The sequence below is a fragment of the Actinophytocola xinjiangensis genome (assembly GCF_001921215.1).
Taxonomy (GTDB): Bacteria; Actinomycetota; Actinomycetes; order Mycobacteriales; family Pseudonocardiaceae; genus Actinophytocola; species Actinophytocola xinjiangensis.
The window spans coordinates 192,412-215,273 of record NZ_MSIF01000008.1; the positions used below are offsets into that span (position 1 = coordinate 192,412).

The following is a 22,862-nucleotide window of genomic DNA, read 5'->3' on the forward strand; positions in this document are numbered from 1 at the left end:
CGTCGGATCATTTGTCGCCGGCCGCAGGCCCTATCGGGAGAAGTACTCAGCCAGCGCGGCGAAGGCAGCCTTGGGTTCCCACGGCATGTCCGGATAGGTCTCGCCGAGCGCGCCGTCGAGAACCTTCACCACTCCCAGACTGGCCAGATCCAGGTCACGGCGCGGTTCGTCCGGCCGGTGCGGGAAGTTGTACAGGGCGAACAGGTAGACGAAGACACTGTCGACCCCCTCGGAGTCGAAGATCTCCAGAAGGTCACGAAGATAGTCGGCCTGCCCGTCCTCGTCCCGCTCGTAGTCCCCGATCAGCGCGACCGGCTCCCCCGCGTCGTCGTACTCGACGATCTCCATACTGCGCGGCGCGACCTCGGGGGCGCCGCGCCAGGTGGCGGTCCCGAACCCGGTGATGGCCACCGGTTTCCCCTGTCCGACCAGCGTCCGCACGCCCTCCCGGAACTGCCCCGCGACCTCCGCCGACCGGATGAGTTCGACCGAGAGGTAGTCGAAGGGGGTCCAGTCGACCCGTTCCAGCGGGACGCAGGCATAGGTGAGCTTTCCTCGGAAGTGCTCCCGAACCGTGGCGATGGCGTCGGCGAGAAAGGCATTGAGCCGGGCGCTGGCGTCGGCGACGCGTTCCCCGAGCTTCTCAGGCTGGCCGAGCAGATGGTCCAGCCGTGCCGTGATGTCGTCGCCCGGCAGGAATCCCCTGGCCATCAGCGTCAGTTCCACGCCGGTGACGAACACGACCTCGCCGCCGGCCTGCCGGACGCGTTCCGCCCGGCGCGCGCAGTCGGCGAACAGCGCCACCATCTCCGCCGGCGCCAGATCCAGCGGGTAGGGCGAGAACCACACCTCCAGGCCGAGCTCGACCGCGGCACGAGCGGCGAGTTCCAGCCGATCGGGGTCGCCGCCGACGATGTGCACGGCGTCGCAGTGCAGGTCGTCGCGGATGATCTCCAGCTCCCGCCGGACGAGGGTCGGGGTGAACAGGTCACGTGAGTTCTGGCCGTGGCGGACGAAGCCGGTGTCGTAGGCGATCCCGTTGGTGCGCATGCCGGCGACCATAACATGCGTGCACGCAAGTTTGCGCACACGCATGTTAGAGTCCGGGGATGACGGGACTGCGCGAACGGAAGAAGCAGGCGACGCGGGTGGCGTTGCGGGAGGCGGCCCTGCGGCTCGCACTGGAGCGCGGGGTGGACAACGTTCGGGTGGACGACATCGCCGCGGCCGCCGGGGTTTCGCCGCGGACGTACAACAACTACTTCTCGAGTCGCGAGGAGGCGATCGTCGCCGGGGTGACGGCAGAGCGGGAGGCTCGGGTGGCCGAGATCGTCGCCCGCCGAGCGGGCGAGGTTGGCCTGGCGGAGGCCGTGGTCGAGGCGGTTGTCGGCGTGTACACGGGTGATTCCCGGCCGGAGGTGCTGTCGCTGATCACCGGGTCGCTGCGGGAGGGGTTCGTGGCGTCGGCCGGCGGGATCGAAGGGGGACTGGCCAGGGTTGTCGGGGAGCGGGTCGGGGACGCCCGGGTGGGGCGGGTGTTGGCGGCGGGGGTCGTGGGAGCCGTTCGGGTCGCGCTCGATGAGTGGGTCGAGGTTCGGGGCGGGGGGTTGGTTGTGGTGTCCGGGTCGCTGGAGGGGTTGATTCGGAGGGCTGTCGGGGTGCTGGTTCCCGCCCTGGAGGCCGCCGAGGCGGGTTAGTTGTTGCGCCGCCCACAAGATCCATCGTCAGGACCGAACGACAATCCCGCGCTGACATCCGTCCGCATACCCCCATAGGGTAGCGAGACGCACATCACCCCCGGCAGGGTTGGTGGGTGCCAGTTGCCGGTGTAGCGTCCCGATACGTTGATACCCCCTACCGGTATAGAGTAGCGATGAGTACGGATCGACGTTGGTGGGCGTTGGCAGTGATCGCCGCCGCCCAGTTCATGGTCATCATGGACACCTCGATCATCGGCGTGGCGCTTCCGCGTATGCGTGAGGAGCTTGGGTTCTCGCAGGGGAATCTTTCCTGGGTGTTCAATGCCTATGTCGTCGCCTTCGGGGGGCTGCTGCTTCTTGGTGGGCGACTGTCCGACCTTGTCGGGGCAAGACGGATCTTCGCCGTCGGGTGGGGGATTCTGGCGGTCGGGTCCGTGGTGGCGGGGGCGGCTACGCAGGTCTGGGTCGAGCTGGCCGGGCGCGCGGTTCAGGGCGCCGGGGCGGCGCTGATCGCACCCGCCGCGCTGACCATGCTCATGGTGTTGTTCGGCGGGCGGCCGGCGGAACTGCCCAAGGCGCTCGCGCTCTACGGGGCGGCCGCGCCGGCCGGCGGCACGGCGGGCGTGTTTCTTGGTGGCGTGATCACCGAATATGTCAGCTGGCCCTGGGTGTTCTACCTCAACGTTCCGATCGCGGTGGTCATTCTGGCCGTCACCCCGAGGCTCATGCCCAAGGGGGTCGCGCGGCGGGGCGGGATGGATCTCGCTGGCGCCCTCACCGTGACCGGCGGGCTCGCGGCGGCGGTGTACGCGATCGTGCGCGCCCCCGAGGCCGGGTGGGGTTCCGCGTCAACGATCCTCTGGCTGGGAGTGGCGGTCGTGTTGTTGGGCACCTTCGTCGCGCTTCAGGCTCGGCGGCGGGATCCGTTGGTACGGCTGGGAATCTTCCGCACACCGGACCTGAGTGCGGCCAACCTGGCCCAGTTGCTCCTCGGCGCGGCCTGGATCCCGATGTGGTTCTTCCTCAACCTCTACCTCCAGCAGGTGCTCGACCTCGGCGCGTTCGCCAGTGGGGCCGCTCTCCTCCCGATGACCACGATGATCATGCTCATCATGATCGTGGTCGCGCCCAGGCTCGCGGCGCGGTTCGGGGCCAGGGCGATGGTTGTCGCGGGGTTGGCGACACTGGCCGTCGGGTTGGGGTGGCTGTCGTTCGTTCGTCCTACTGGGACGTTCTGGGTCGACGTGCTGACTGCCTCGTTGGTCACCGCGGCCGGGATGGCGTTGGCGTTCATCCCGTCGCTGGGAACCGCGTTGTCCAGCGCCCGACCCGAGGAAGGCGGGCTGGCCTCGGGGATCGTCAACACCAGTTACCAGGTCGGCTCCGCGCTGGGGCTCGCGGCGATGACCGCGGTGGCCAGTGCGTTGGGGGCGGGGCAGACCGGCGACACGGCACTGCTGACCGACGGGCTCTCCTCGGCGTTCGTCGGGGCCGGGGCGGTCGCGGTCGCCGGGGCACTGCTCGCGGGCCTGACGCTGCGGGGGCACCGCGCCCTCGCCAACCGATAAGGAGCGACGATGCGCACCATCGCGCCACTGGAACCGGCCGACGCCCCCGAGAAGTCGCGGGCACTGCTGGAGGACATCATCGCCCGGCACGGAACGGTCGGGGACATGGTCGCCACCATGGCCCACTCCCCCGCCCTCCTCCAGGGCTTCCTCGACCTCTCCCGCGCCCTCAAGCGGGTCAAGCTCCCCCGCCAGCTCAGCGAGAAGATCTCACTCGCCGCCCAGGGCTGGATCGGGTGCGGAACCTGCCTCGCGGCGCACACCGCCGCCGGGCGCGCCGCCGGGTTGAGCGATACGGACATCGCCCTGGCCACCGAGGCCAGCGCCACCGACCCCCGGGAAGCGGCCCTGCTCACCTTCGCCGTGCGGGTGCTCGCCGAACCGGCCTCGGTCACCGCCGAGGACGTCGCCGAGCTGCGTGGCCACGGGTGGACCGACCGGACGATCGCCGACGTCGTCGGGCTGGTGTCGCTGAACCTGCTCACCAGGTCGTTCAACCTGGTGGCCGGGATCAAACCCGAATGACGACCCCTGCCACCGACAGCACAACCCCCCGGGGCGCCCCGGGGGCCCCCCGATTTCCAGCCTAGCTGGAGAAAGTGACGGTTCGGGGAGGTCGGGACATGGCTGTGGACAACCTCGGCCGCGAGTGGTGCACCGCATCCGATCGGAACTGCCGGGGGTGCACGCGGTCGGTGTCGGCAGCACGTTGACCAGGCGCCCGCTCGGCCCGACCCACGTCGACGACTGGATCGGCGAGAACGAGGGGTAGATCAGTACCTGGCTCGCGGGGGCCCCCCGCTTTCCACGTTAGTCGGTGGCGGCGGTGGTTCCCAGCCGTTGGGGCTTGGCTGTGGACAACCTGGGCCGCGAGTGGTGATCGGCGCCTGGCTCGTGTGGGCCCCGCGAGTCAGGGAGCCGCCGGCGACTACTATTTCACATAGGAGACCCGGCGGTGGGCGTGCGTGGGCGTCAACTAGCGTGGGTGGCATGCGATCGGGTGCGGCCTCCCGTGCACGGCAGATTCTGCTGCTGTGCGCGTTGGCGCTGTCCGTGCTCGGCATGCACCACGTCGCGGCACCGTCCCATGCGGCCGGTCCGGCGATGACCGTCGAGGCGATGACCGTGGAGGCGCCGACCGTCGAGCCGCCGGCCGGTGATCACCAGCCAGACACCGGGCACGACCTGCTGCACCTGTGCCTGGTCGTGCTGTCGGCCGCCGTACTGCTGCTGGTTGGTTGGGGGCTGGCCACGACCTTCCCAACGGGGGCGACCCGGGCCGGTCGCCCTCCCGCCTTTTCCCGGACGCGGGTCGTCGCGGGGAGATCGCTGCTCACCTCGGTGTGCGTGTTGCGCCTATAGGCCGTCACGGCGCGTGCCTTTCCAGTGACCGTAGGCCAGACACACACCGAAGAGGATTTCATGAGGAAGTACCTGTGGGGTATCGGCGCGGCCGCGATCGCCGCGCTCGTCGCCGGCTGCGGCGACACCGACGCCACCCACCAGCCGGGCGAGATCTCCGCGCCGGCCACCACCGCCGGAGCCAACCAGGCCGACCGCAACGACCAGGACATCGCCTTCGCCCAGGGGATGATCCCCCACCACCAGCAGGCGATCGACATGGCGCTGCTCGCCGCCGAACGGGCGACCAGCGCCGAGGTGAAGGACCTCGCCGGCCGCGTCCAGGACGCCCAGGACCCCGAGATCGAGCAGCTCACCGGGCTGCTCGAACGCTGGGGTGCCCCCGCCGAGTCCGGAATGGACCACGGCGACATGTCCCACGAGGGCATGATGACCGACGAGGAGATGGGCCAGCTGGAGACCGCCACCGGGCCGGACTTCGACCGCACCTGGGTGCGGCTGATGATCCGCCACCACGAGGGCGCGGTCGCCATGGCGACCGCGCAGCTCTCCGGCGGCGCCAACGCCGAGGCGAAGGAACTGGCCCAGCGGATCATCGACGCCCAGCAGGCGGAGATCGTCGAGATGCGCGGGCTGACGCTGTGAGAACCGGGTCCCGCGTGCCAGCACGCGGGATCCGTCCACAGTGGACGATCAACAGGGTCACGCCGGAACCGGTGCCGGTGGCGGTGTCCAGAATGTGGAACGAGACACCGGAACGTGTCCTCGGTCACAGCCGCCCGGCTTCCGCGTGACCGGCGAAAGCCAGCTCCACGCGGGACGGAAACATTTCTTGCCAGCGCCGCAACCACGAGAAACCCTGTCGAACCACACGGATCCGGCCCCGGCGCAAAGCGGAAATACCCGTTCCGGCACGGAATTAGCCGTTCGCCGTATCCACGGTGGAGGTTTCGTGCCCGATCATTCTTGTGTGGTCTCTCCCCGCAGTACCGGCGTCCGCGACCGTTTAGTCCCCCACAGGCTCGAGCCCGGGACACGACGTGGCGTGGAGGCAGGACATGACGGCAGAACTTCGGGTCGAACTGCTCGGCCCGGTGCGGGCCTGGTCGGGCGAACACGAGGTGGCGCTGGGCTCGTCCCGGCCGCGCGCGGTGTTCACCATGCTCGCGCTGCGCCGCGACGCGGTGGTCTCCCGCTCCGAACTGATCGACGGCGTGTGGGGTGACGACCCGCCGGCCACCGCCGCCGGCAGCCTGCACACCTACATCTCCACCCTGCGCAAGTCCCTCGAACCGAGCCGGGCGCGCGGCACCGCCCCCCGCCTGCTGGTCTCCGTCGGCGGCGGCTACCGGCTCCAGGTCGTCCCCCGGCAGCTGGACGTCGTCGAGTTCGCCCGGCTGCGTGCGGTCGCCCGCCGCCAGCTCGACGACGGTCAGGTGCACGCCGCGCTGCGCACCCTCGACGAGGCGCTCGCCCTGTGGCACGGCGAGGCCCTCGCCGGCGTGCACGGCCCGTTCGCCGAGGCCCAGCGGGCCCGGCTCGGCGAACACCGGCTCGCGGCGATGGAGATGCGGGCCGAGGCCGGGCTGGCCGCCGGCCGGCACGCCGACCTGGTGGCCGAGCTGACGCTGATGGTGCGCGACCACCCGCTGCGGGAACGGCCCAGGGAACTGCTGATGATGGCGCTGCACCGGTGCGGGCGCACCGCGGAGGCGCTGGCGACCTACCGCGAGACCCGTGAGGTGCTCGTCGCCGAACTGGGCATCGAGCCGAACCCGTCGCTGCGGCGGCTGCACGACCTGATCCTGGCCGGTGACCTCGCCCCCGCCCCCGCGCGCCCGGGACCCGGCCGCGCCACCCCCACGCTCGTCGGCCGCGCCGCCGAGCTGGAGCTGGTCGGCACGCTGGTCAACGAACTCGTCCTCGGCGGACGCGGGCGGTGCCTGTGGATCGAGGGCGAGCTGGGGATCGGCAAGTCCTCGCTGGTCGCGGCCGCGTTGGCGCTGGCCGAACGCGCCGGTGCCCGCACCGCGCACGCGGCCGCCGACGAACTCGCGCAACGGTTCCCGCTGCACCTGGTGCTCGACAGCCTCGCCGTGACCGCCGACTCGCCCGACCCGCGCCGCGCCGCCATCGCCGCCGCCCTGCACGACGACCGGTCCGGCCGCCCGATCGTCCCCGAGGGGACGATCGGCACCGCCGCCATCGACCAGGTGATGGCCCTGGTCAGGGCGCTGTGCCGGGACGGGCCGCTGGTGCTCGCGCTGGACGACCTGCACTGGTCGGACGAGGCCAGCCTGATGGTCTGGCACCGCCTCGCCGGGCAGACCGCCCGCCACCCGCTGCTGCTGATCGGTGCGACCCGCCCGGCGCCGCAGCGCTCCGACCTGCTGCGGCTGCGCCAGGACGTCGCCGCCGGCAACGGGGTCGTCGCCGACCTCGAACCGCTGGCCGAGTCCACCGTGGTGACGCTGGTGAACAACCTCGTCGGCGCCCCACCCGGCCCCCGGCTACGCGTTGTCACCGCCCGCGCCGGCGGAAACCCCTTGTACGTCAGGGAAATCACCGACGCCCTGGTCCGCGACCGGGCGGTGTCGGTGGGCCGCAGCGAGGCCGAGGTCGCGCCGGAGTGGGTCGAGCGGGCGCCGGTCTCGCTGGTCTCGGCGATCACCGGGCGGCTGCGCTACCTGTCGGCCACCGCGCTGGAGGTGCTGCGCACGGCGGCGCTGCTCGGGGTCGAGTTCACCGTCGCCGACCTGTCGGTGGTGCTCGGCCGCCCGGTGTCGGAGCTGGTCGGCCCGTTCGACGAGGCGATCACCACCAACGTGCTGCGCGACGCCGGTGGACGGCTGGTCTTCCGCCACCCGGTGATCCGCCAGGCCCTCTACGAGGGGATGGCGGCGTCCGTCCGCGACGAGCTGCACCGCCAGGCGGCGGGCGCGCTGGCCCACGCGGGTGCGCCGGTCGACCAGGTCGCCGGGCAGTTGCTGGCCGCCGGTGAACGGTGCGCGCCGTGGGTCGCGCGGTGGCTGGTGGCCGCCGTGCCGCTGTTGACCTACCGCGCGCCGCTGGTCGCCGGTGAGCTGCTGCACCGGGCGCTGCGCTCGGGCGACCGGGACGACTCGGCGCTGGCGACCTTGCGCGCGCAGCTGGCCGGGGTGCTGTTCCGGATCGGCCGGGACGGCGAGGCGGAGGACAACGCGCGGCAGGCGCTGCCGTCACTGTCGGATCCGGCGCTGGTGGCCAAGATCCGCTGGATCCTCGCCTACGTCCCGTACCGCGCGTCGCGGGCGGAACAAGCACGGGAGGCGTGTGTGGACGCGCTGGCCGACCCGATGGTGCCCGACGCGTGGCGGGCCAGGCTGACCGCGCTGCTGGCGTTGGTGCAGCGGGCCGGTCTGGGTGAGCTGGAGGTCGCGGCGGACACCGCGCGGCGGGCCGTCGAGCTGGGTGAGCGGGCCAGTGACCCGTTCGCGGTGGGTCAGGCGCTGGAGATCCTGTGGCAGGTGGAGGCGGTGCGGCGGGACTATCTGGGGGCGGTCGGTCATCTCGACCGGGCGATGGCGGTCGTCGGCACCGACCTCGGGCTGACCGATCTTCGCCTGGTGCTGCTGGACAACCGGATGTTCACCCTGCAGTGCCTCGACCGGCTCGACGAGGCCGGCGCGGACCTGCGCCTGGCCCTGGAGATCGCCGGCGAGAGCCACCCGTCGGCCGGGTTACGGGTCGCCGGCGCGGTCCACCACTTCTGGCTGGGCCGCTGGGACGAGGCGATGGCCGGCATCGACTCGGTCCTGCGCGACCGCCGGTTCACCGGCTTCGGCCTGCGCGAAGGCGGTGGCCCGCAACTGCTCCTGTACGGCGTGGCCGCCCTCGTGGCGGCCCACCGCGACGACCAGTCGGCCCTCACCACCTACCTCGACGCCGGCCAGTCACTGCCGATGGCCACCGCCGCCGACCGCGAGAACTGCGACTTCCTGCTGGCCGCGCGGGCCGCCGCCCACTGGCGCACCGACAACCTCACCGCGGCGATCGACGTACTCGGCACGATTCTGGACAGCCGGCACGCCCTGATGATGCTGCGCCACCAGTGGCTGCCCGACCTGGTCCGCATGGCGCTCGAACACGGTGACCGCCCCACCGCCCGGGCGGCCGTCGCGGCCTGCGACGCGGAGGCCGAGTCGGAACCGACCCCGGCGCGGGCCGCCGCGGCGGCAGCGCGGTGCCGAGCGATGCTGGCCGGTGACCCTGACCGACTGCGGCCGGTGATCGACCACTACCGGTCCGTCGGCCGCCTCCACGAACTGGCCCAGACCGAGGAGGACCAGGCCGTGCTGCTGCACCGCGCCGGCAGGCGGGAGGAGGCGGCCAGGACGGTGACGCTGGCCGTGGACCGCTACCGGACGCTGGGCGCCGCCTGGGACGTCCGCCGAGCCCACGACCGCCTGCTCGGCTGAGGCGGACTCAGATCATCCCCCGGCGCAACGCGTATGCGACGGCATGGGGCCGATTACGCAACCCGAGACGACCGGTGATCCCGTAGAACACGTTCTTGATCGCCCGCTCCGAGTACGACAGCATGCTCGCGATCTCAGCCGTGTCCAGCCCGTCGGCCATCAGCCGCAGGACATCGATCTCCCTGGCCGTCAGCCGACCGCTCTCCGACAACGGCGCCGCCAGTTCCGCACGCAGTCGCCGGACGTGTTCGAGCAGTTCGGCGACCAGGTTCGGGGGCATCAACCCGCCGCCGGCCGCCGCGGCGAGCACGCTGCGCAGGACCCGGTCGCCGGTCACCGTCGCCCGGGCGAGGACGGCGACGATCCGGCACTCGGCGACGGTCAGCGCGTCGGCGTCGCCGAGGTGATCGAGGATCAGGACGACCGGGACGGGTGATGCGTCGGCCGCCTCGCGCAGGCAGGTGACGGCGTCGGCGGTGAGGCCGGGCAGGGCCATCACCACCACGTCGGCCCGCGCCCGGTCGCAGGCCGGCACGACGGTGATGTCGGGGCGGTGGGCCAGATAGCTGGTGAGACCGGTCAGGCTGAGGTCGTCCCCGGCGTGCACGGCGACCCGGACGTGCTGTTCCACCTGTGTCCTCCCCGGCGTTCGTTCCCCCGTCCCCCGAGTCTGCGCCGGCACGCTTCACGGATTCTTCATGGCGGCTCAGGGCCGGCGGAAGAACTCGACCTCCCCGAGTGCGACGTGCCGTCCCGGGGCCGCACCGGCGACGGCCCGCACGACCAGGCTGATGCGGACGACGTCGCTGATCCCGGTGTCGGTGGTCTGCGGCCCGGGGTCGTCGGCGAGGGTGATCGGGATCGTGCGGGTCTGGCCGTCCTCGCTGGTGACGACCATGTCCAGCGCCGAGGGCCGCGCCTGCGAGGCGAACACGTCCTCCTCGGTCGACGCCCCGGTGTGCACCACGACCGACAACAACCGGAACGGCTCGGCGAAGGTGAAGTCGATCGACTGGCCGCGGCCGGTGGTGCCCCAGTAGCGGTTGGTCAGCGCGTCGACCGCGCCGCTGGCCGGGTGTTGCGGCACCGACGCGCTGGCCGTCACGCCGTCGACGGCCATCGGCGCCGGGGTGGCGAGCCGGTCGCGCAGGTCCTCCCACAGGGCCGTGGCCTGCGGGAAGAACACCACCGCCGCCACGACCACCAGCACCACCACGACCAGCGCGACCAGCCGCCGCAGCCAGCGCGACCGATCCCCGCGCCACCGCCACCGACGGCGCCGGGTCGTGCCCGGCCGGTCGACGACCGGGTGCAGCGGTGTGGCGCACCGCCGGCAGAACTTCCGGTCCGGCGGGTTCGCCGTCCCACACACCGGACACGCCGGCCCGACAACCTCAACCTCCTCGGCGGCGGAGGGCAGTGGCCGCCGGGCCTGCGGACGACCGGGCAGCACCGGCCCGAACTCGTCCTCCCGCCCCGCGCCACCCTCCCCCGAATCCGAGGGCGACACCGGACCGGTGGACGAGGATCCCCCCACCCCGCCGGACGGACCCGACCGCCCAGCGGACGAGCCGCCCGTCGAGTGATCCGCCCGGCCACCAGACCGGCCAGCGTCCCCCGACCCCGCCCACCCGGCGGTTGCACCACCAGCCGGACCTGACCGCCCGGTCGAACCAGCGGCCGAACCACCCACCCAACGTTCTTCCCCCGACCCGCCGGCCGGGTTCGGAGGTTCTGTCGGGGGTGGGGTTTCCGGCGTGGGCGCCGAGCCCCAGCCGAGGTAGTTGCCGCAGTTGCCGCAGAAGTCGTCGTTGGTGGTGACGCGGGTGCCGCACTGCGGGCAGGTGGTCATGGCTGGCCGTCCTCGATCTCGACCACGCAGGTCACGTGTACCGGGCACACCGAGGCCACCACGGCCTCGACCCTGGCGCGGTCGGCCGGCCCCCGGACCCGCACCACCACCGGGTCCGCCGGGGTGTCCGGCAGCGCCGTGTCCGGAGTGGTCGACCAGCGCACCCCCGGCCCGTCCACCACCGAGGCCGGCAGGTTCAGCGACAGCGACAGCCGTTCGACCAGGCCGGCGGCGGTTCCGCGCTGCCGGTGCAGGGCTATCGCCCGGCCGACCACCGCGCGCCGTAGGGGCGCCGGCCACGCCGGGTCCAGTTCGGCCGACACCCAGGTCGCCAGCCAGTCGAGGAAGTCCTCGGGGGCCAGTGTCGGGTCAAGATAGGCCGGTAAATTGTCCATTGTGGACAGCAAGGAGGACAGGACCGCGTCCAGGCCGGTGGTGAAGCGCAGGGCGAACCCGTCCGTCGCGTACATCGCCGGCAGCATCTCGCCCAGTGGGTGCCGGCTGGGCAGGCCCGGCACGGCGCCCCTCATCGCTCACCGACCGCGACCTGGTGCTGGTGGGAGAACACCAACGCGTTGGGCGCCATCTCCAGCCGCTCCACCGGCGCGCCGCGCTCGCCGGTCAGCGGGTTGGCCGGGAACAGCCTTACCTCCGCCACCAGCGCCACGTCCGGAACCCGTTGCAGCACCGAGAAGATCTCACCGAACTGCACGGGCCGCCCGAACTCCCACCCGTCCCCCGACGGCCCGCCGCGCAGCGGGTTGAGATACCGGTACAGCTCGTCGAGCGCCCGCTCCCGCACCCGCGTCGCCGACGGCTCCGGCGCGACGAGCCGCGCGACCACGGTCACGCCCTGGTAGCGCGGCGGCTCCACCACCAGCCGCGTGCCCAGCAGGCGACGCCGGTCCAGCTGCTCGGCGACCGTCGCCAGCACCTCCGGGGCGGGCTCCAGCTGCTCGAACCGCAGCCGGTCGCCGGTGTCGGCGACGGCGTCGGGCACCACCAGCACCCGTGCGCCGCCGGGCTCCGGCAGGCACCGCACCCGGGCCAGGGACGGCACCGCCCGCCTGACGATCAGCTCGTGGTCACCGGCGGTCACCGCCCGTTCCTGCACCCGCAGCTGGTTGGGCACACGTACCTTCGCCTCGGCGACCGTCTCCGCGTCCACCCCGCCGGTCGCCGCCTCGCGGTTCACCACCTCCGCCACGTACGGCACCGAGCTGCGCAGGACCGAGATCGCCCCTCGGGCGACGTTGCCGGACCGGCCACCGCCGGTGCGGCAGCGGGGAATCCGGATGGCCGCGCCCTTCGCCGGCACCGCCCCGTACCGGCGCAGCGTCCCGTCCGCGTCCCGCACGGCCGGCGGGAACCACACCTCCCCGCCACTCGCGTCCAGCACGACGTGCCGGTCCGCCGGCCCCGACCCACCGAAGTCCGCCACCACGTCCCAGCGCTGCCAGCCCTCCGGCGAGGACACCTCGACGACCACCGGCTCGGCGTCGAGCAGCACCGGCGCCTCCGGCAGCCGGAACCGCTGGCCGGGCACCCCGGCCGACTCGCCGACCGGCACGTCGGTCGCCACCTGGGCGTGCTCGGCGGCCGTCGTGCCGCCAACGGTGAACGCCTCGGCCTCCCGCACGGTCGGCGACTCGGAGTAGAACGGTTGCCCGGCAACGGGTTCGGTCACCCGGCAACGCAGCCAGCCGGCGCGGTGGCGGGCGATCGCCGACGCGGTGTGCCCGGCCGGTACGTGCACCACCACCTCCCCCGGCCGGTTCAGACCGCCGGTGGTGTCCCGGTCGGTGACGCAGCCGACCCAGTCCTGCCCGTCCCACGCCTCCCACACCAGCGGCGGCTGACGGGGGTCCACGCCGACACCCTCGACCTGGCTGTCCAGCCGCAGCACCACCACGCAGCGCGGCACCGGCGTCGACAGACCGAACAGGGTCGCGTCGCCGGGGGCGGGCGTCGACTGGAAGCACGGGACGTCGCGGCCCTCGGCGAGGTCGCGGCTGCGGTCGGTGTACTCACCGGCCGCCGTGGCGGTCACCAGCCAGGACAGCGAACACGGCACGATCGGCAGCGCCTCGGTGGTCGCGAACACCACCGGCTCGGCGTTGTCGGCGGCCTCGGTGGCGACCTCGGTGCCGGTGGGCACCTGAACGGTCTCCTGCTGGGGAGCCGACAGCAGGAAGGTGACCGCGCTGCGGGCCGCGTTCGGCGGGAACAGCCGCACCCCCAGCAGGTCCAGGAACGCCAGGTAGTTCTTCTCCGGCACCCGGTTGAGCCGGTAGACGAGCTGGTCGACCATGTGGGCGAAGGTCTCGATCAGCGTCACGCCCGGGTCGGACACGTTGTGATCCGTCCACTCAGGACAGCTCTGTTGGACGTATCGCTTGGCCTCGTCGACCAGCTGCTGGAAGCGGCGGTCGTCGAGGTTGGGCGCTGGCAGGGCCATCAGCTCGCCTCTGCTTCCTCGGACGGGATGGTGTAGAAGGGAAAGACCAGGTTGCGCTGGTCGTTGGTCGACCGGATGGTGAAGCGCACCTCGATGTAGACGCAGCCGGCCTCCACCGAGTCGAACGCCACCACCACGTCGGTGGTCTCGATCCTCGGCTCCCACCGGTCCAGCGCCGAGCGCACCTCGCGGGCGATGTCACCGGCCGTGGCGTGGTCGGCGGCGGCGAACACCAGCTCGTGGATACCGCAACCGAACTCCGGGCGCATCGGACGTTCGCCCGGCGCGGTCCCGAGCACCAGCCGGATGGCCTCGGAGATCTCCTGCTCCCGCTCGACCATCCCGATGCCGCCGGTCGGCCCGACGCCGAGCGGGAAACCCCAGCCCCGGCCGATGAAGTCGGCGTTGCTCACAGCGGACCTCCGATGAGGACGGTCCGCGCACCGAGCAGAATCGTGGCCTGACAGACGGTTCGGTCGCCGACCGTCGCCGCCGGAACCCCGGCGATCAGCACCCGGTGCGGCGGCCCGATCCTCGGCAGGACCACATTGGACGGTCCGAGCAGCGGATCCGGCGGCTTGACGCACACGTGCACACTGCCGACGACGGCCGCCGGCAGACCCTCGATCAGCACGGTCGCCACCCGGACCGCCAGCGGGGGCGGCGGCGGGCCGAGCGCTCCGCCGTGCGAGGTCTTGTCACCCAACCGGGCAGCGAGTGGCATCGCCCGTCTCCTTTCAGTTGAGCCGGATCAGCTGACCCTTGATCTGCACCACACCGGTCTTGGCGTCCAGGGTGATGCCGGTGGCGTCGAGCGTGATCGACCCGGTCTCCATCCGGCCGCCGGGGCCGCGCATCACCAGCCGCAGGCTCTTGGCCCGCTCGTCGAGCACCACCTCCAGCCGCTCGTCCCCGGACGCGACCCGCACCCCCGACCTGCGCGTGCCGTCCAACAGCTCGACCCGGTTTCCCTTGGGGGACACCAGGGTTCGCCGGTTGACCCGACCGCTGGTCCCGTCGACGAGCGGCTGGTCGTGCGGCGAGGGCTGGTCCTGTCCGTTGTAGAGCCCGCCCAGGACGTAGGGGCGGTCCAGGCTGCCGAGCTCGAACCCGACCAGGACCTCGTCGTTGACCTCGGGACTGAGCACCCCGCCGCCCCGGGCGCCGCCGAACTGCACGGTGCGGACCCAGTCGGTCTCGTAGGTCTCGTCCAGCCAGGGGAAGCGCAGCTTCACCCAGCCGTGTTCGCCGCTGGCCTCCTTGATGTTGGTGACGATCCCGATGGCCAGGCCGGGCATCTGGGCCTGGCCGGCCGACGCGGTCAGCCCCGCCAGCGACCGGTCGTGCGACGCGCTGACCAGCACCGTCGTCCGGTAGCCGGAGTCGGGGTCGAGGGAGTGGGTGACGGCCGTGGCGGTGTAGCGGCCGGAGAACGCCGGCCCGGCGTTGCCCAGCGCGATCGGGACCCCGGCCCGCAGCTTCGCGTTGCCCTCGACCACCGCCTCCAGCTCGCCGTAGCCGGCGCCGATCGACTCGACCAGCGCGTCGGCGGCCGCGTCGGCCTGCGCCTGGGTCGTGTAGGGGGTGCCGGTCACCAGCAGCGGCGTCTTGGTGCCGACCGCCGCGCCGGCCTCACCCACCGTCAGCCCAGGCAGGACCGTCTTGCTCCGGACGTTCTTGCGCACGGCGGCGATCTTCTGTTTCCGCACGGGATCCCAGCCGCGCACCTCCACCCCGCCGGCCAGCTCCGCGCTGCTCAACGCGACCCGCAGCGCCATCAGGTTCGCGCCGAACTCCAGCACGTACGGGTTGGTGGCGGCCGAGGTGGTCGGCGCGGGAGCACCCGACGCCGGGGCGAGCCTGGTGAAGTCGAGGCGCCCCTGGTCGTCGACGCTCACCACGGCGCCGTGCTCACGGGCCAGGGTCTGCAGGAAATCCCAGTCGGACACCCCGGGCTGGGTGAGGTGCTGGTAGGTGATGCGCGCGGCGTCGATCCGGCCGGCGGTCAGCCCCGCGTTCCTGGCGACCCTGCGGACCACGTCGGCGGCGGTCATGCTGGTGAACGCGGCCACCCGGCGGCCCCGGAACAGGCGGTGCGCCTTGCTCATCGCCCGCACCACCGTGTACGCGCCGGTGCCGTCCACGTCCATCTCCAGGGCGGTGACCTCGCCCCGGAACAGGCGTTCGGTGGCCTGGGTCCTGGTCACCGCCACCGACACGGTCACCGGGCTGCCGATGGTGATACCGGTCCTGGCGAGCAGCTCGCGGTCGCCGTCCTCGTAGACCAGCACGGCCGTGTCCGGCAGGTCGACGCTCTCCTCCACGACACAGCTGCGCAGCTTCTCCACCCACGGCGGCTGGTCGAGCCCGGTGGCCGCGACCACCACGCTGACCGCGTGCGAACGTCCCCCGGTCACCGGACCTCCTCGGATGTGCCGCCCATGGCGGGGACCAGCAGTTCGGTGCCCGGTGTGAGCACCATCGGGTCGTCGATGTCGTTGGCCTCGGCGATGACCCGCCACTCGGTGGCGTCCCCGTACTCCCGCCACGCCAGCTGCGGCAGGCTGTCGCCCGCGACGACGCGGTGGGTGCGCCGGGCCTCGCGGCTGCCCGAGGTCGGGTTCTGGCCGGGAGTGTCCACCCCGGCTTCCTCGATGGACAGTGAGCAGGTGGCGCGCAGCGGTTTGCCGTCGACGTCGAACAACGCGTAGTCCACCGACAGACTGGACAGGACGCCGTCAAAGGACACCGACCGCGCGGTCCCCCACTCGAACCGGACCCAGGGGCTGGCCGGCTTCTTGCGCCCGATGCTCTTCTTGGTGGGCACACAGGCCTTCAGCAGGCTCTCGACCCGCTGCTCGACGGAGTTGTCGTGCGTCGCCGTGGCGTCCAGGAAGACGTCGACCGACAGCGTCCGGGGTCCACTGCCGACGAACTCCGGCAACGAGGCCTGCCCGGCCATGCGGGCGGGTTTGCGCCGCCACTCGGTGCTCTTGGACAGCGAGAGCGTACTGGGGTTGAACTGGAACTGGACCGTGCCCAACCGCCCGCCCGGCTTGGCCCCGACCGACGCGGGTGGCTCCATGATCACCAGCCGCGCCTTCACCAGACTGGAACCGGATCTCCCCGTCACGACGCCTGGATCCCCTCGTGCGCGAACTCCAACGTCTCCACCGCGACCTTCGACTGCCCCGGATCGAACGTCGGCCCCTGCCACCGGATCGGGACGATGCCCAACACCTGCCACCGCACGATCGGACTCAGATCGGGGGCGAGAGCGACGATCTCCCCGTCCTTGCGGGTGGCCTGCCGCATGATCTCGTTGAACCAGGTGAGGATCTTGCCCGAGTCCGAGGTGACCGGCCGCGTCATCGTGACGTTCGACCAGGTGATGCGGGAGGGCAACTGCCAGGTGAACTCGTTGTTGCCGCCCTCGGTGAACTGCTCGACCTCGATCTGGGCCCCGAGCCCGTCACACGTGTGGAACGCCCCAAGACTGTTACCGGCGATGGACAGCTGGAAGAACACGCTGCTCGCGAAGACGGTGTCAACCACAATGCCTCCTCGGCAGTCGGTTCGATCGGATGGTGGATGGGCGGGTAGCGGGCCGGGCCCGGCCCGGCGGTGTCGGGTCCGGCGGTTGTCGGGCCCGGCGGTGTCGAGCCCGGCGGTGTCGGGTCCAGCGGTGTCGAGCCCGGCAGTTGTCAGGCCCGGCGGTTGTCAGGCCCGGCGGTGTCGAGTCCGGCGGTTTGTCGTGTGGAGACAGCGGGGCGGTGGTCCGGTCAACGGTCGAGGTCGGTGGTCGAGACCAGGGTGGTGGTCGGTGGGGTGGGGTCAGCGGCGGCGGTCGTGGAGGCGGCCGGAGCGTTCGCGGCCGTGGCGTAGTTCGGCGCGCAGGAGGCGGGCCACGGGTTCCAGGAGGCGGCGGGCGAGGTCGTCGAGGTCGCGGTTGGCGTTGGGGGGTTTGGTGGTGGTGCGGCGTTGGACGGTGGGAGTGGTTGGGGGGCCGGGTGGTGGGGGTGAGGGTGTGGGGGGTTGTGGGGGTTTCGCGGGTCTGGCGTGGGGGAGGTCCGGTGGGGTGGGGCGTTTCGGGGCGCGTTGGACGACGGGCGCGGGCTCGTGGCGGGCGGTCACGGTGGTGAGGTGGGTGGTGAGGGGATTGCCGCCCAGCAGCGGGAGGTGCGGGGTGCGGGTGGGTGCGACGGTGTTCAGTGGGGTCGCGACCAGAGGCGAGCGGACTTGGCGTCGGGTGGGGATGTTCTGTGGTGGGGTCGCGGCTCCCTGACGTCGTGGGGTCGGGCTGATGGTGGGTGGGCTCGCCTGGTCGGAAGGCGGCCTGGCTGTCGGTGGCATCTCGGTGAGTGGCTGGCCGAGTACGGCGGCGGTGTCGCGGGTGGACCTGGTGGGCGCACGGTGTCGCCCCGGTGCGGCGCCGGCGGGCGGCCGTTGCCCGATCGGGTTCGACGCCGTTCGAGCGACGGTCAGGGGTGGGCCCACCTGGCGCACGGGTGCTCTCGGCGAGGTCGCCGTTGGGGGGAGGTCCGGGTGGGTCGCCGGTGACAGCGGCATGGTGCCCGGGGGGCCGGGGGTTCCGGACGCACCCGGTGTGACCGGCTCGACGGACGTGAGGGGGGCGCGCGGGACGGACATCGGCGGGTTGGCGGAGGCCGCGGACGCACCTGGTGTGGCGGAGGTGTCCGGTCCGGCACGTGTCGCGCGCTGGACGGGGGTGGATCCGGCCGGCCTGACCGGCATGGCCGGCGCACCGCGGCCGGTGGACCCGGCTGGAGGTGTGGCGGTGCTGGTGGGAGTTCCGGGAATGTCGTGCGCGGCGAGCAGGTCCGCGGCGGCGAGCCTGACTGGCGGGGCAGGCCCGGTGGGCTTGGTTGATGCGGTGGACAGGTCGGGCGCTGCGTGTCCGACGGGCGTGCCTGGCCCGGCGGGTTCGGCGCGCCCCATGGACGTGTCGGACGTGGTGGCCGCCGCTCGCGCGATGAGGTTGGCTGGTGCGCTGGGCGCGACAGGCAGGTCAGCGGGGGCACGCCCGGCTGGCTCGGCAAGCCCGTCGAGCCCGCGCTGCACGACAGGCACAGCAGAACCGTCACGCCCGGCTGACGCGGCAGACCCGTCGAGCCCACGCTGCACGACGGGCACGACAGAACCGTCACGTCCAGCTGGCGCGGCAAACCCGTCGAGCCCACGCTGCACGGCGGACACGGCAGAACCGTCACGCCCGGCTGGCGCAGCAGACCCGACGGACCCGCGCTGCACGGCGGACACGGCAGAACCGTCACGCCCAGCTGACGCGGAAGGCCCTCCGGACCTGGTCGGCGCGACGGGCATGACAGGCCCGGCGGTGGCTGACGCGGCAGGTGGATCAGCTGTGGTTGGCGCGGCGGATACGGCAGGCCCGCCGAACGTGGTTGGCGGGGCGGGCATGACCAGCCCATCCGACCTGGCCGACGCGGCGGGCATGGCTGACGCGGCGGGCATGGCTGACGCGGCGGGCATGGCTGACGCGGCGGGCATGGCTGACGCGGTGGGGATGGCGGGCGCGGCGGGCGCGGTGGGCATGGCGGGCGCGGCGGGCCTCATTGGCTCGGTGGGTGTGGTGGGCCGGGCGTGCCTGTCGGGGGCGGTGAACACGGGGAGCACATCAGCGGCCGCGGACCCGGTGGGCTTGGTTGGCGCGGACGACCTGTCGGGTGCGGCTCGCTCGCTGGACGCATCGAGCCCGTCTGGTGCGGCGGGCTTGGCGGGCGCGGTCGCCGCAGCCCGCGCGACGACCACGGCAGGCCGGGCCGGTGCGCCGGACGCGACAGGCATGCCAACCGGAGCACGCCCGGCGGGCTTCGTTGGCGCGCTGGGCGCATCGAGCCCGTCGGGTGCGGGCTCGGTCGCCTCGGCGCGCGCGACAACCTCGGCAGGCCGGGTCGGTGCGCCGGGCACACCAACCGGAGCACGCCCGGCAGATGACCCGTCGGACACGCCCCGCTTGCCGGACACGTCCACCTTGTCTGACGCGGCGGGCATGCCAGGCTTGGCGGGCGTGATCGCCTCAGCCCGCGCGACAACCTTGGTAGGCCAGGTCGATGCGCCGGACACGACCGGCACGCCAACCGGAGCACGCCCGCCAGGCGCGCCCCGCTTGCCGGACACGTCCGCCCTGTCTGACGCGGCGGGCACGCCGGGCCTGGTGGTGAACCCTGCTGGCGTGACGAGGTCGGTAGGGCCGGCAGCGACGGAACGCCCGACCGGCGGGACAGGTCCGCCGACATCGGCGGGTGCGACGAGCCCGGCGGACCCGGTGGACACGACAGGCCCGGCCGGGCCGGCTGGCGTGGTGGGCCCACCGGGTGTGGTGACCGTGGCCGTGGTGGGCGATCCCGTTGTCGTGGTCGACGGCTTGTGGTTCGTAGTTCGTTGCACGGACGGTGTTGTGGTCGGTGAGCCGCTCTCCCCCGCCCTGGTCGAGGAGCCGACCGTTGGTCCGCGCAGCGCTCCGGTCGAGGAGCCCACCGACGGACCACGGCCGGATCCGCTCAGGACAGGGTCAGACGGTTTCCGGTGGCGGGAACGGCGTTCGGGAGGCGGAGTTACCGGAGTCGCGACGTTGTGCATCACCCCTGAGGGGGCGTCGGCGGTGATGTTGTGGGCCAGGGGGGTGTCGAATCGGTGATCTGACCAGGAGGTGAGGGTCGAACGGAAGCGGAGGCCGTCGGACACCATCGGGGGTGGGGTGATGACGCCGGTGAGGGTGGGGGCGGCGCGCCAGCCGCCGTCCCAGGGCGGCTGGGGGGTGGGCTGGCGCCGACGAGACTGCCACCGGGTCCACAGGGACATCCGCCATCACCTTCCCTCGTTGGCCCTCGTGTTGATTCGGGCGATCTCCTTCACCCACTGCTGGCGTTCGTGGTGTTCCAGGTCGAGGATTTCCGAACGTTGCCAGTGGAAGTGGTAGGCCACGTACGCGACCTCCTCGAGCAGCCGGTCGGGCGCGTACGTCACGATTCCCCCAGGCGCCCACCGCCCGCCATGTCGATCTCGAACGCCGCGCCGCACGACGGGCAGGACACCCCGGCCCTCGTGTGGCCCTCGCTGTTGATCCGTCGGTAGAACTCCTGGAGAAAGGCGATGTCGGTGGCGTACATGCGTTCCACCACGCCGACGTGCACCTCGGGCACCGTTCCCAGCTCGGTGATCACCTGGCTCAGGAGCACCACGCTCAGGTAGCCGGGGTTCTCCTTCACCCGCAGGTCGATCTGCGGACGCAGCTCGTCGCGTGCCGTTGCCAGGCGCATCTTGCCAGTGCGGTGAACAGTGCCGTCCTCGTCGAGGTAGCCGCGGGGAAGTTCGAAGTCGAACTCCGTGCGGTAGGACGGGGCCGCCGCCTCGGGGCGGGATTCCAGCAGGGAGTCCAGGGCGATCGTTCGGCGCCTCATTCGACCTTGATCTCCTCGAACGTGAGGGTGACCTTCTCCGTGGCCGCCGCGGACTCACCGGCCTTGAGCGACGGGCCCTCCCACTTGCTCGCCCACGCGTTCATCAACTGCATCCGCCGCACCGAGTTGCCCTCGGTGTCCTTGATCTCGATCGTGATGTTCTGCCTGGCCGACGCCACCGCGCCCTTCTCCAGGGTCTCGGTCAGCCACTTGGTGAACTCCGAACTCTGGTCCAGCCCCCGCGTCAGCGTGACCTCACCACCCTTCTGCGCGCCGGGTTGCTTGCGCAGCATGGGTTTGCCCGTCGAGGACACCTGGTACACCTCGACCACGTCCTCCTCGACGGTCAGCCCGCTGATCTCCTGCAGGGACTCGACCATGAACCCGCCGAGCTGCACCCCGAACACATGGGTGGCAAGGGCGTCACCTTCTGCCATCGAATCGCCTTCCTACTCGCTGACCAGACTCGTACTGTCGGAGAACTGCGCCAGGCGGAACACCACGAACTCGGCGGGCTTGACCGGCGACACCCCGATCTCACACACCACCTGGCCCAGGTCGATCGACTCCTGCGGGTTGTTCTCCCGGTCGCACTTGACGTAGAACGCCTCGGCGGGGGTGCGGCCGAACAGCGCCCCCTGCCGCCACTGCTCGGTGAGGAACGCCGCGATGTTGCGCCGGATGCTCGACCACAGGCGGTCGTCGTTCGGCTCGAACACCACCCACTGGGTGCCGATGAGGATCGACTCCTCCAGGAAGTTGAACAGCCGCCGCACGTTCAGGTACCGCCACGCCGGGTCCGAGGACAGCGTGCGCGCGCCCCAGATCCGGATGCCCCGCCCCGGGAAGGCCCGCACACAGTTCACCCCGATCGGGTTCAGCAGGTCCTGCTCGCCCTTGCTCAACCCGTAGTCGAGGTCGACCGCGCCCCGGATCACCTCGTTGGCCGGTGCCTTGTGGACACCACGCTCCACGTCGTTGCGTGCCCACACGCCGGCAATATGACCGGACGGCGGCACGGTCGTGTTCCGGCCGCCCAGTGGGTCGAACACCGAGATCCACGGGTAGTACAGCGCGGCGTAGCGCGAGTCGTAGCCGGCCTCGTCCATCCGCCACGACCGCACCTGCTGGGCCGACATCCCCGGCGGCGTGTCCAGCACCGCCACCCGGTCGCCGAGCTGCTCGCAGTGCGAGATCATCGCCAGCTGCACGGTCTTCACGCCGGTGAGGTCGATCAGGTCGCGTTGGTAGGCGCTCATCAGGTCCGGCGCCGCCACCATCGTGATCTCGTCGACACTTTCCAGACCGCCGAAGCCGGTCCGCGCCTCGGGGTCACCCAGGTACTCCTGGGCGTCGACCCGCGCCGGGGTGTCGCCGGCGGCCGGCAGGCTCACCGTCTGCTTGTCCGGCCGGGCCAGCGTCCCACTGCCCTGCTCGGTGATCTCGACCAGCGTCGACTGCGCCGACACCTGGTTGACCACGTAGTTCTTCACGTTCTTGCGGGTCGACACGTCGTGGGTCTCCACGACCTTGCCGCCCTGGCGCACCAGCAGCCGGAACCGGTCGTCCGGCGGGTTCTCCCCCTCGGCGTCGGCGACCTCGACCGACACGTCCTGGCCGGCGCCCGGCAGCGCGGCGACCCGCAACCCGCCCAGGCGCACCGGCGACCCGGACACCGGCGCCGACTGCTCGGAGCTGCCGCCGACCCGCACGATGTAGGCCGCGCCGCCGCCGTTGGCGAAGTAGCCGTACACCGCGTGCGGCAGGTAGGCGCCGTCGACGAAGCCACCGAAGCTCTGCACGTACTGGTTCCAGTTGGACACCAGGGTCGGTTGGTGGAAGGGCCCCTGCTGGGCGAAGCCGACGAAGGCGGCCACCGCGGTGCCGACCCCCTCGATCGGTCGCGCCCCGGACTGGACCTCCTCGACGTACACCCCTGGGGACAGGTACTGCGGCATGTTGGCTCCTTCGCGTGTGCTCGTGCCCTTCCAGCCTCACCCGGGGAGCGGGGGCGGCGACAGGA

21 protein-coding genes are annotated in these 22,862 nt (G+C 72.1%); 7 read left to right on the plus strand and 14 right to left on the minus strand.

The features are described 5' to 3' along the window. Positions 1–30: 30 nt before the first annotated feature. A complete protein-coding gene (locus tag BLA60_RS18425; protein WP_075134247.1) occupies positions 31–1,050 on the minus strand; it encodes a glycoside hydrolase family 113 protein in 1,020 nt (339 codons plus the stop codon). Positions 1,051–1,109: 59 nt separating this feature from the next. Between BLA60_RS18425 and BLA60_RS18430 the strand changes: the two genes are divergently transcribed. From BLA60_RS18430 to BLA60_RS46245, 6 genes are all read left to right on the plus strand, one after another. Continuing rightward, positions 1,110–1,697, plus strand: a complete 588-nt coding sequence (locus BLA60_RS18430) for a TetR/AcrR family transcriptional regulator (RefSeq protein ID WP_075134148.1) — start codon at positions 1,110–1,112, stop codon at positions 1,695–1,697. A 176-nt stretch (positions 1,698–1,873) separates the two neighbouring features. After that, positions 1,874–3,268, plus strand: a complete 1,395-nt coding sequence (locus BLA60_RS18435; protein WP_075134149.1) for an MFS transporter — start codon at positions 1,874–1,876, stop codon at positions 3,266–3,268. Between the two features lie 9 nt (positions 3,269–3,277). Then, on the plus strand, positions 3,278–3,793 hold the full coding sequence (locus BLA60_RS18440) for a carboxymuconolactone decarboxylase family protein (RefSeq protein ID WP_075134150.1): 516 nt from the start codon (positions 3,278–3,280) through the stop codon (positions 3,791–3,793). A gap of 465 nt (positions 3,794–4,258) precedes the next feature. Continuing rightward, positions 4,259–4,630, plus strand: a complete 372-nt coding sequence (locus BLA60_RS18445; RefSeq protein WP_075134151.1) for a hypothetical protein — start codon at positions 4,259–4,261, stop codon at positions 4,628–4,630. A gap of 60 nt (positions 4,631–4,690) precedes the next feature. Further along, a complete protein-coding gene (locus BLA60_RS18450; protein WP_075134152.1) occupies positions 4,691–5,275 on the plus strand; it encodes a DUF305 domain-containing protein in 585 nt (194 codons plus the stop codon). 413 nt (positions 5,276–5,688) lie between these two features. Next, the gene (locus BLA60_RS46245) at positions 5,689–9,087 is read left to right on the plus strand and encodes an ATP-binding protein (protein WP_075134153.1); all 3,399 of its coding nucleotides are present in this window, start codon (positions 5,689–5,691) and stop codon (positions 9,085–9,087) included. Between the two features lie 7 nt (positions 9,088–9,094). Here the strand turns inward: BLA60_RS46245 and BLA60_RS18460 are convergent, their stop codons facing one another. The 9 genes from BLA60_RS18460 to BLA60_RS18500 form a co-directional block, all read right to left on the minus strand. Further along, positions 9,095–9,718 carry a helix-turn-helix transcriptional regulator gene (locus BLA60_RS18460; RefSeq protein WP_075134154.1) on the minus strand — a complete coding sequence of 208 codons (624 nt, stop codon included), beginning with the start codon at positions 9,716–9,718 and terminating at the stop codon, positions 9,095–9,097. Between the two features lie 75 nt (positions 9,719–9,793). Continuing rightward, positions 9,794–10,597 (minus strand): zinc ribbon domain-containing protein, encoded by an 804-nt coding sequence (locus tag BLA60_RS18465; RefSeq protein ID WP_154814439.1) that lies wholly within the window; start codon positions 10,595–10,597, stop codon positions 9,794–9,796. Positions 10,598–10,935: 338 nt separating this feature from the next. Continuing rightward, positions 10,936–11,469 (minus strand): phage tail protein, encoded by a 534-nt coding sequence (locus BLA60_RS18470; RefSeq protein WP_075134156.1) that lies wholly within the window; start codon positions 11,467–11,469, stop codon positions 10,936–10,938. Beyond that, a complete protein-coding gene (locus BLA60_RS18475; protein ID WP_075134157.1) occupies positions 11,466–13,397 on the minus strand; it encodes a putative baseplate assembly protein in 1,932 nt (643 codons plus the stop codon). Before BLA60_RS18475 ends, BLA60_RS18470 begins: the two co-directional genes overlap by 4 nt. Then, complete coding sequence (locus BLA60_RS18480) at positions 13,397–13,810, minus strand: GPW/gp25 family protein (protein ID WP_075134158.1); 414 nt, start codon at positions 13,808–13,810, stop codon at positions 13,397–13,399. The genes BLA60_RS18475 and BLA60_RS18480 overlap by 1 nt, the downstream gene beginning before the upstream one ends. Beyond that, positions 13,807–14,121, minus strand: coding sequence for a PAAR domain-containing protein (locus tag BLA60_RS18485; RefSeq protein ID WP_075134159.1), 315 nt, complete (start codon positions 14,119–14,121; stop codon positions 13,807–13,809). Before BLA60_RS18485 ends, BLA60_RS18480 begins: the two co-directional genes overlap by 4 nt. A gap of 13 nt (positions 14,122–14,134) precedes the next feature. Then, the gene (locus BLA60_RS18490) at positions 14,135–15,814 is read right to left on the minus strand and encodes a VgrG-related protein (protein WP_075134160.1); all 1,680 of its coding nucleotides are present in this window, start codon (positions 15,812–15,814) and stop codon (positions 14,135–14,137) included. Further along, complete coding sequence (locus tag BLA60_RS18495) at positions 15,811–16,530, minus strand: CIS tube protein (RefSeq protein ID WP_211288770.1); 720 nt, start codon at positions 16,528–16,530, stop codon at positions 15,811–15,813. The genes BLA60_RS18490 and BLA60_RS18495 overlap by 4 nt, the downstream gene beginning before the upstream one ends. Further along, positions 16,527–16,952 (minus strand): phage tail protein, encoded by a 426-nt coding sequence (locus BLA60_RS18500; protein ID WP_075134161.1) that lies wholly within the window; start codon positions 16,950–16,952, stop codon positions 16,527–16,529. Before BLA60_RS18500 ends, BLA60_RS18495 begins: the two co-directional genes overlap by 4 nt. A 1,882-nt stretch (positions 16,953–18,834) precedes the next feature. Here BLA60_RS18500 and BLA60_RS43370 point away from each other — a divergent pair. Continuing rightward, a complete protein-coding gene (locus BLA60_RS43370) occupies positions 18,835–20,076 on the plus strand; it encodes a hypothetical protein (RefSeq protein ID WP_154814440.1) in 1,242 nt (413 codons plus the stop codon). Positions 20,077–20,246: 170 nt separating this feature from the next. Here BLA60_RS43370 and BLA60_RS44585 read toward each other — a convergent pair whose 3' ends face one another. From BLA60_RS44585 to BLA60_RS18515, 4 genes are read right to left on the minus strand one after another with little or no spacing between them, the layout of a single operon-like run. Beyond that, a complete protein-coding gene (locus tag BLA60_RS44585) occupies positions 20,247–20,405 on the minus strand; it encodes a DUF6760 family protein (protein ID WP_170108401.1) in 159 nt (52 codons plus the stop codon). Further along, positions 20,402–20,839 (minus strand): hypothetical protein, encoded by a 438-nt coding sequence (locus BLA60_RS18505; protein WP_075134162.1) that lies wholly within the window; start codon positions 20,837–20,839, stop codon positions 20,402–20,404. Before BLA60_RS18505 ends, BLA60_RS44585 begins: the two co-directional genes overlap by 4 nt. After that, entirely contained in the window at positions 20,836–21,276 is a 441-nt protein-coding gene (locus BLA60_RS18510) for a phage tail protein (RefSeq protein WP_075134163.1), read from the minus strand. The genes BLA60_RS18505 and BLA60_RS18510 overlap by 4 nt, the downstream gene beginning before the upstream one ends. Positions 21,277–21,288: 12 nt before the next feature. Beyond that, positions 21,289–22,797, minus strand: coding sequence for a phage tail sheath family protein (locus tag BLA60_RS18515; RefSeq protein ID WP_075134164.1), 1,509 nt, complete (start codon positions 22,795–22,797; stop codon positions 21,289–21,291). Positions 22,798–22,862: the final 65 nt, after the last annotated feature.

Excerpts from the sequence above, each read along its gene's own strand:
- BLA60_RS18440 (WP_075134150.1), top strand. The coding sequence starts at position 3,278 with ATGCGCACCATCGCGCCACTGGAACCGGCCGACGCCCCCGAGAAGTCG.
- BLA60_RS18515 (WP_075134164.1), bottom strand. The coding sequence starts at position 22,797 with ATGCCGCAGTACCTGTCCCCAGGGGTGTACGTCGAGGAGGTCCAGTCC.
- BLA60_RS18425 (WP_075134247.1), bottom strand. The coding sequence starts at position 1,050 with ATGCGCACCAACGGGATCGCCTACGACACCGGCTTCGTCCGCCACGGC.
- BLA60_RS46245 (WP_075134153.1), top strand. The coding sequence starts at position 5,689 with ATGACGGCAGAACTTCGGGTCGAACTGCTCGGCCCGGTGCGGGCCTGG.
- BLA60_RS43370 (WP_154814440.1), top strand. The coding sequence starts at position 18,835 with ATGACCAGCCCATCCGACCTGGCCGACGCGGCGGGCATGGCTGACGCG.
- BLA60_RS18505 (WP_075134162.1), bottom strand. The coding sequence starts at position 20,839 with ATGAGGCGCCGAACGATCGCCCTGGACTCCCTGCTGGAATCCCGCCCC.
- BLA60_RS18435 (WP_075134149.1), top strand. The coding sequence starts at position 1,874 with ATGAGTACGGATCGACGTTGGTGGGCGTTGGCAGTGATCGCCGCCGCC.
- BLA60_RS18510 (WP_075134163.1), bottom strand. The coding sequence starts at position 21,276 with ATGGCAGAAGGTGACGCCCTTGCCACCCATGTGTTCGGGGTGCAGCTC.
- BLA60_RS18450 (WP_075134152.1), top strand. The coding sequence starts at position 4,691 with ATGAGGAAGTACCTGTGGGGTATCGGCGCGGCCGCGATCGCCGCGCTC.
- BLA60_RS18475 (WP_075134157.1), bottom strand. The coding sequence starts at position 13,397 with ATGGCCCTGCCAGCGCCCAACCTCGACGACCGCCGCTTCCAGCAGCTG.
- BLA60_RS18470 (WP_075134156.1), bottom strand. The coding sequence starts at position 11,469 with ATGAGGGGCGCCGTGCCGGGCCTGCCCAGCCGGCACCCACTGGGCGAG.
- BLA60_RS18430 (WP_075134148.1), top strand. The coding sequence starts at position 1,110 with ATGACGGGACTGCGCGAACGGAAGAAGCAGGCGACGCGGGTGGCGTTG.
- BLA60_RS18445 (WP_075134151.1), top strand. The coding sequence starts at position 4,259 with ATGCGATCGGGTGCGGCCTCCCGTGCACGGCAGATTCTGCTGCTGTGC.
- BLA60_RS18485 (WP_075134159.1), bottom strand. The coding sequence starts at position 14,121 with ATGCCACTCGCTGCCCGGTTGGGTGACAAGACCTCGCACGGCGGAGCG.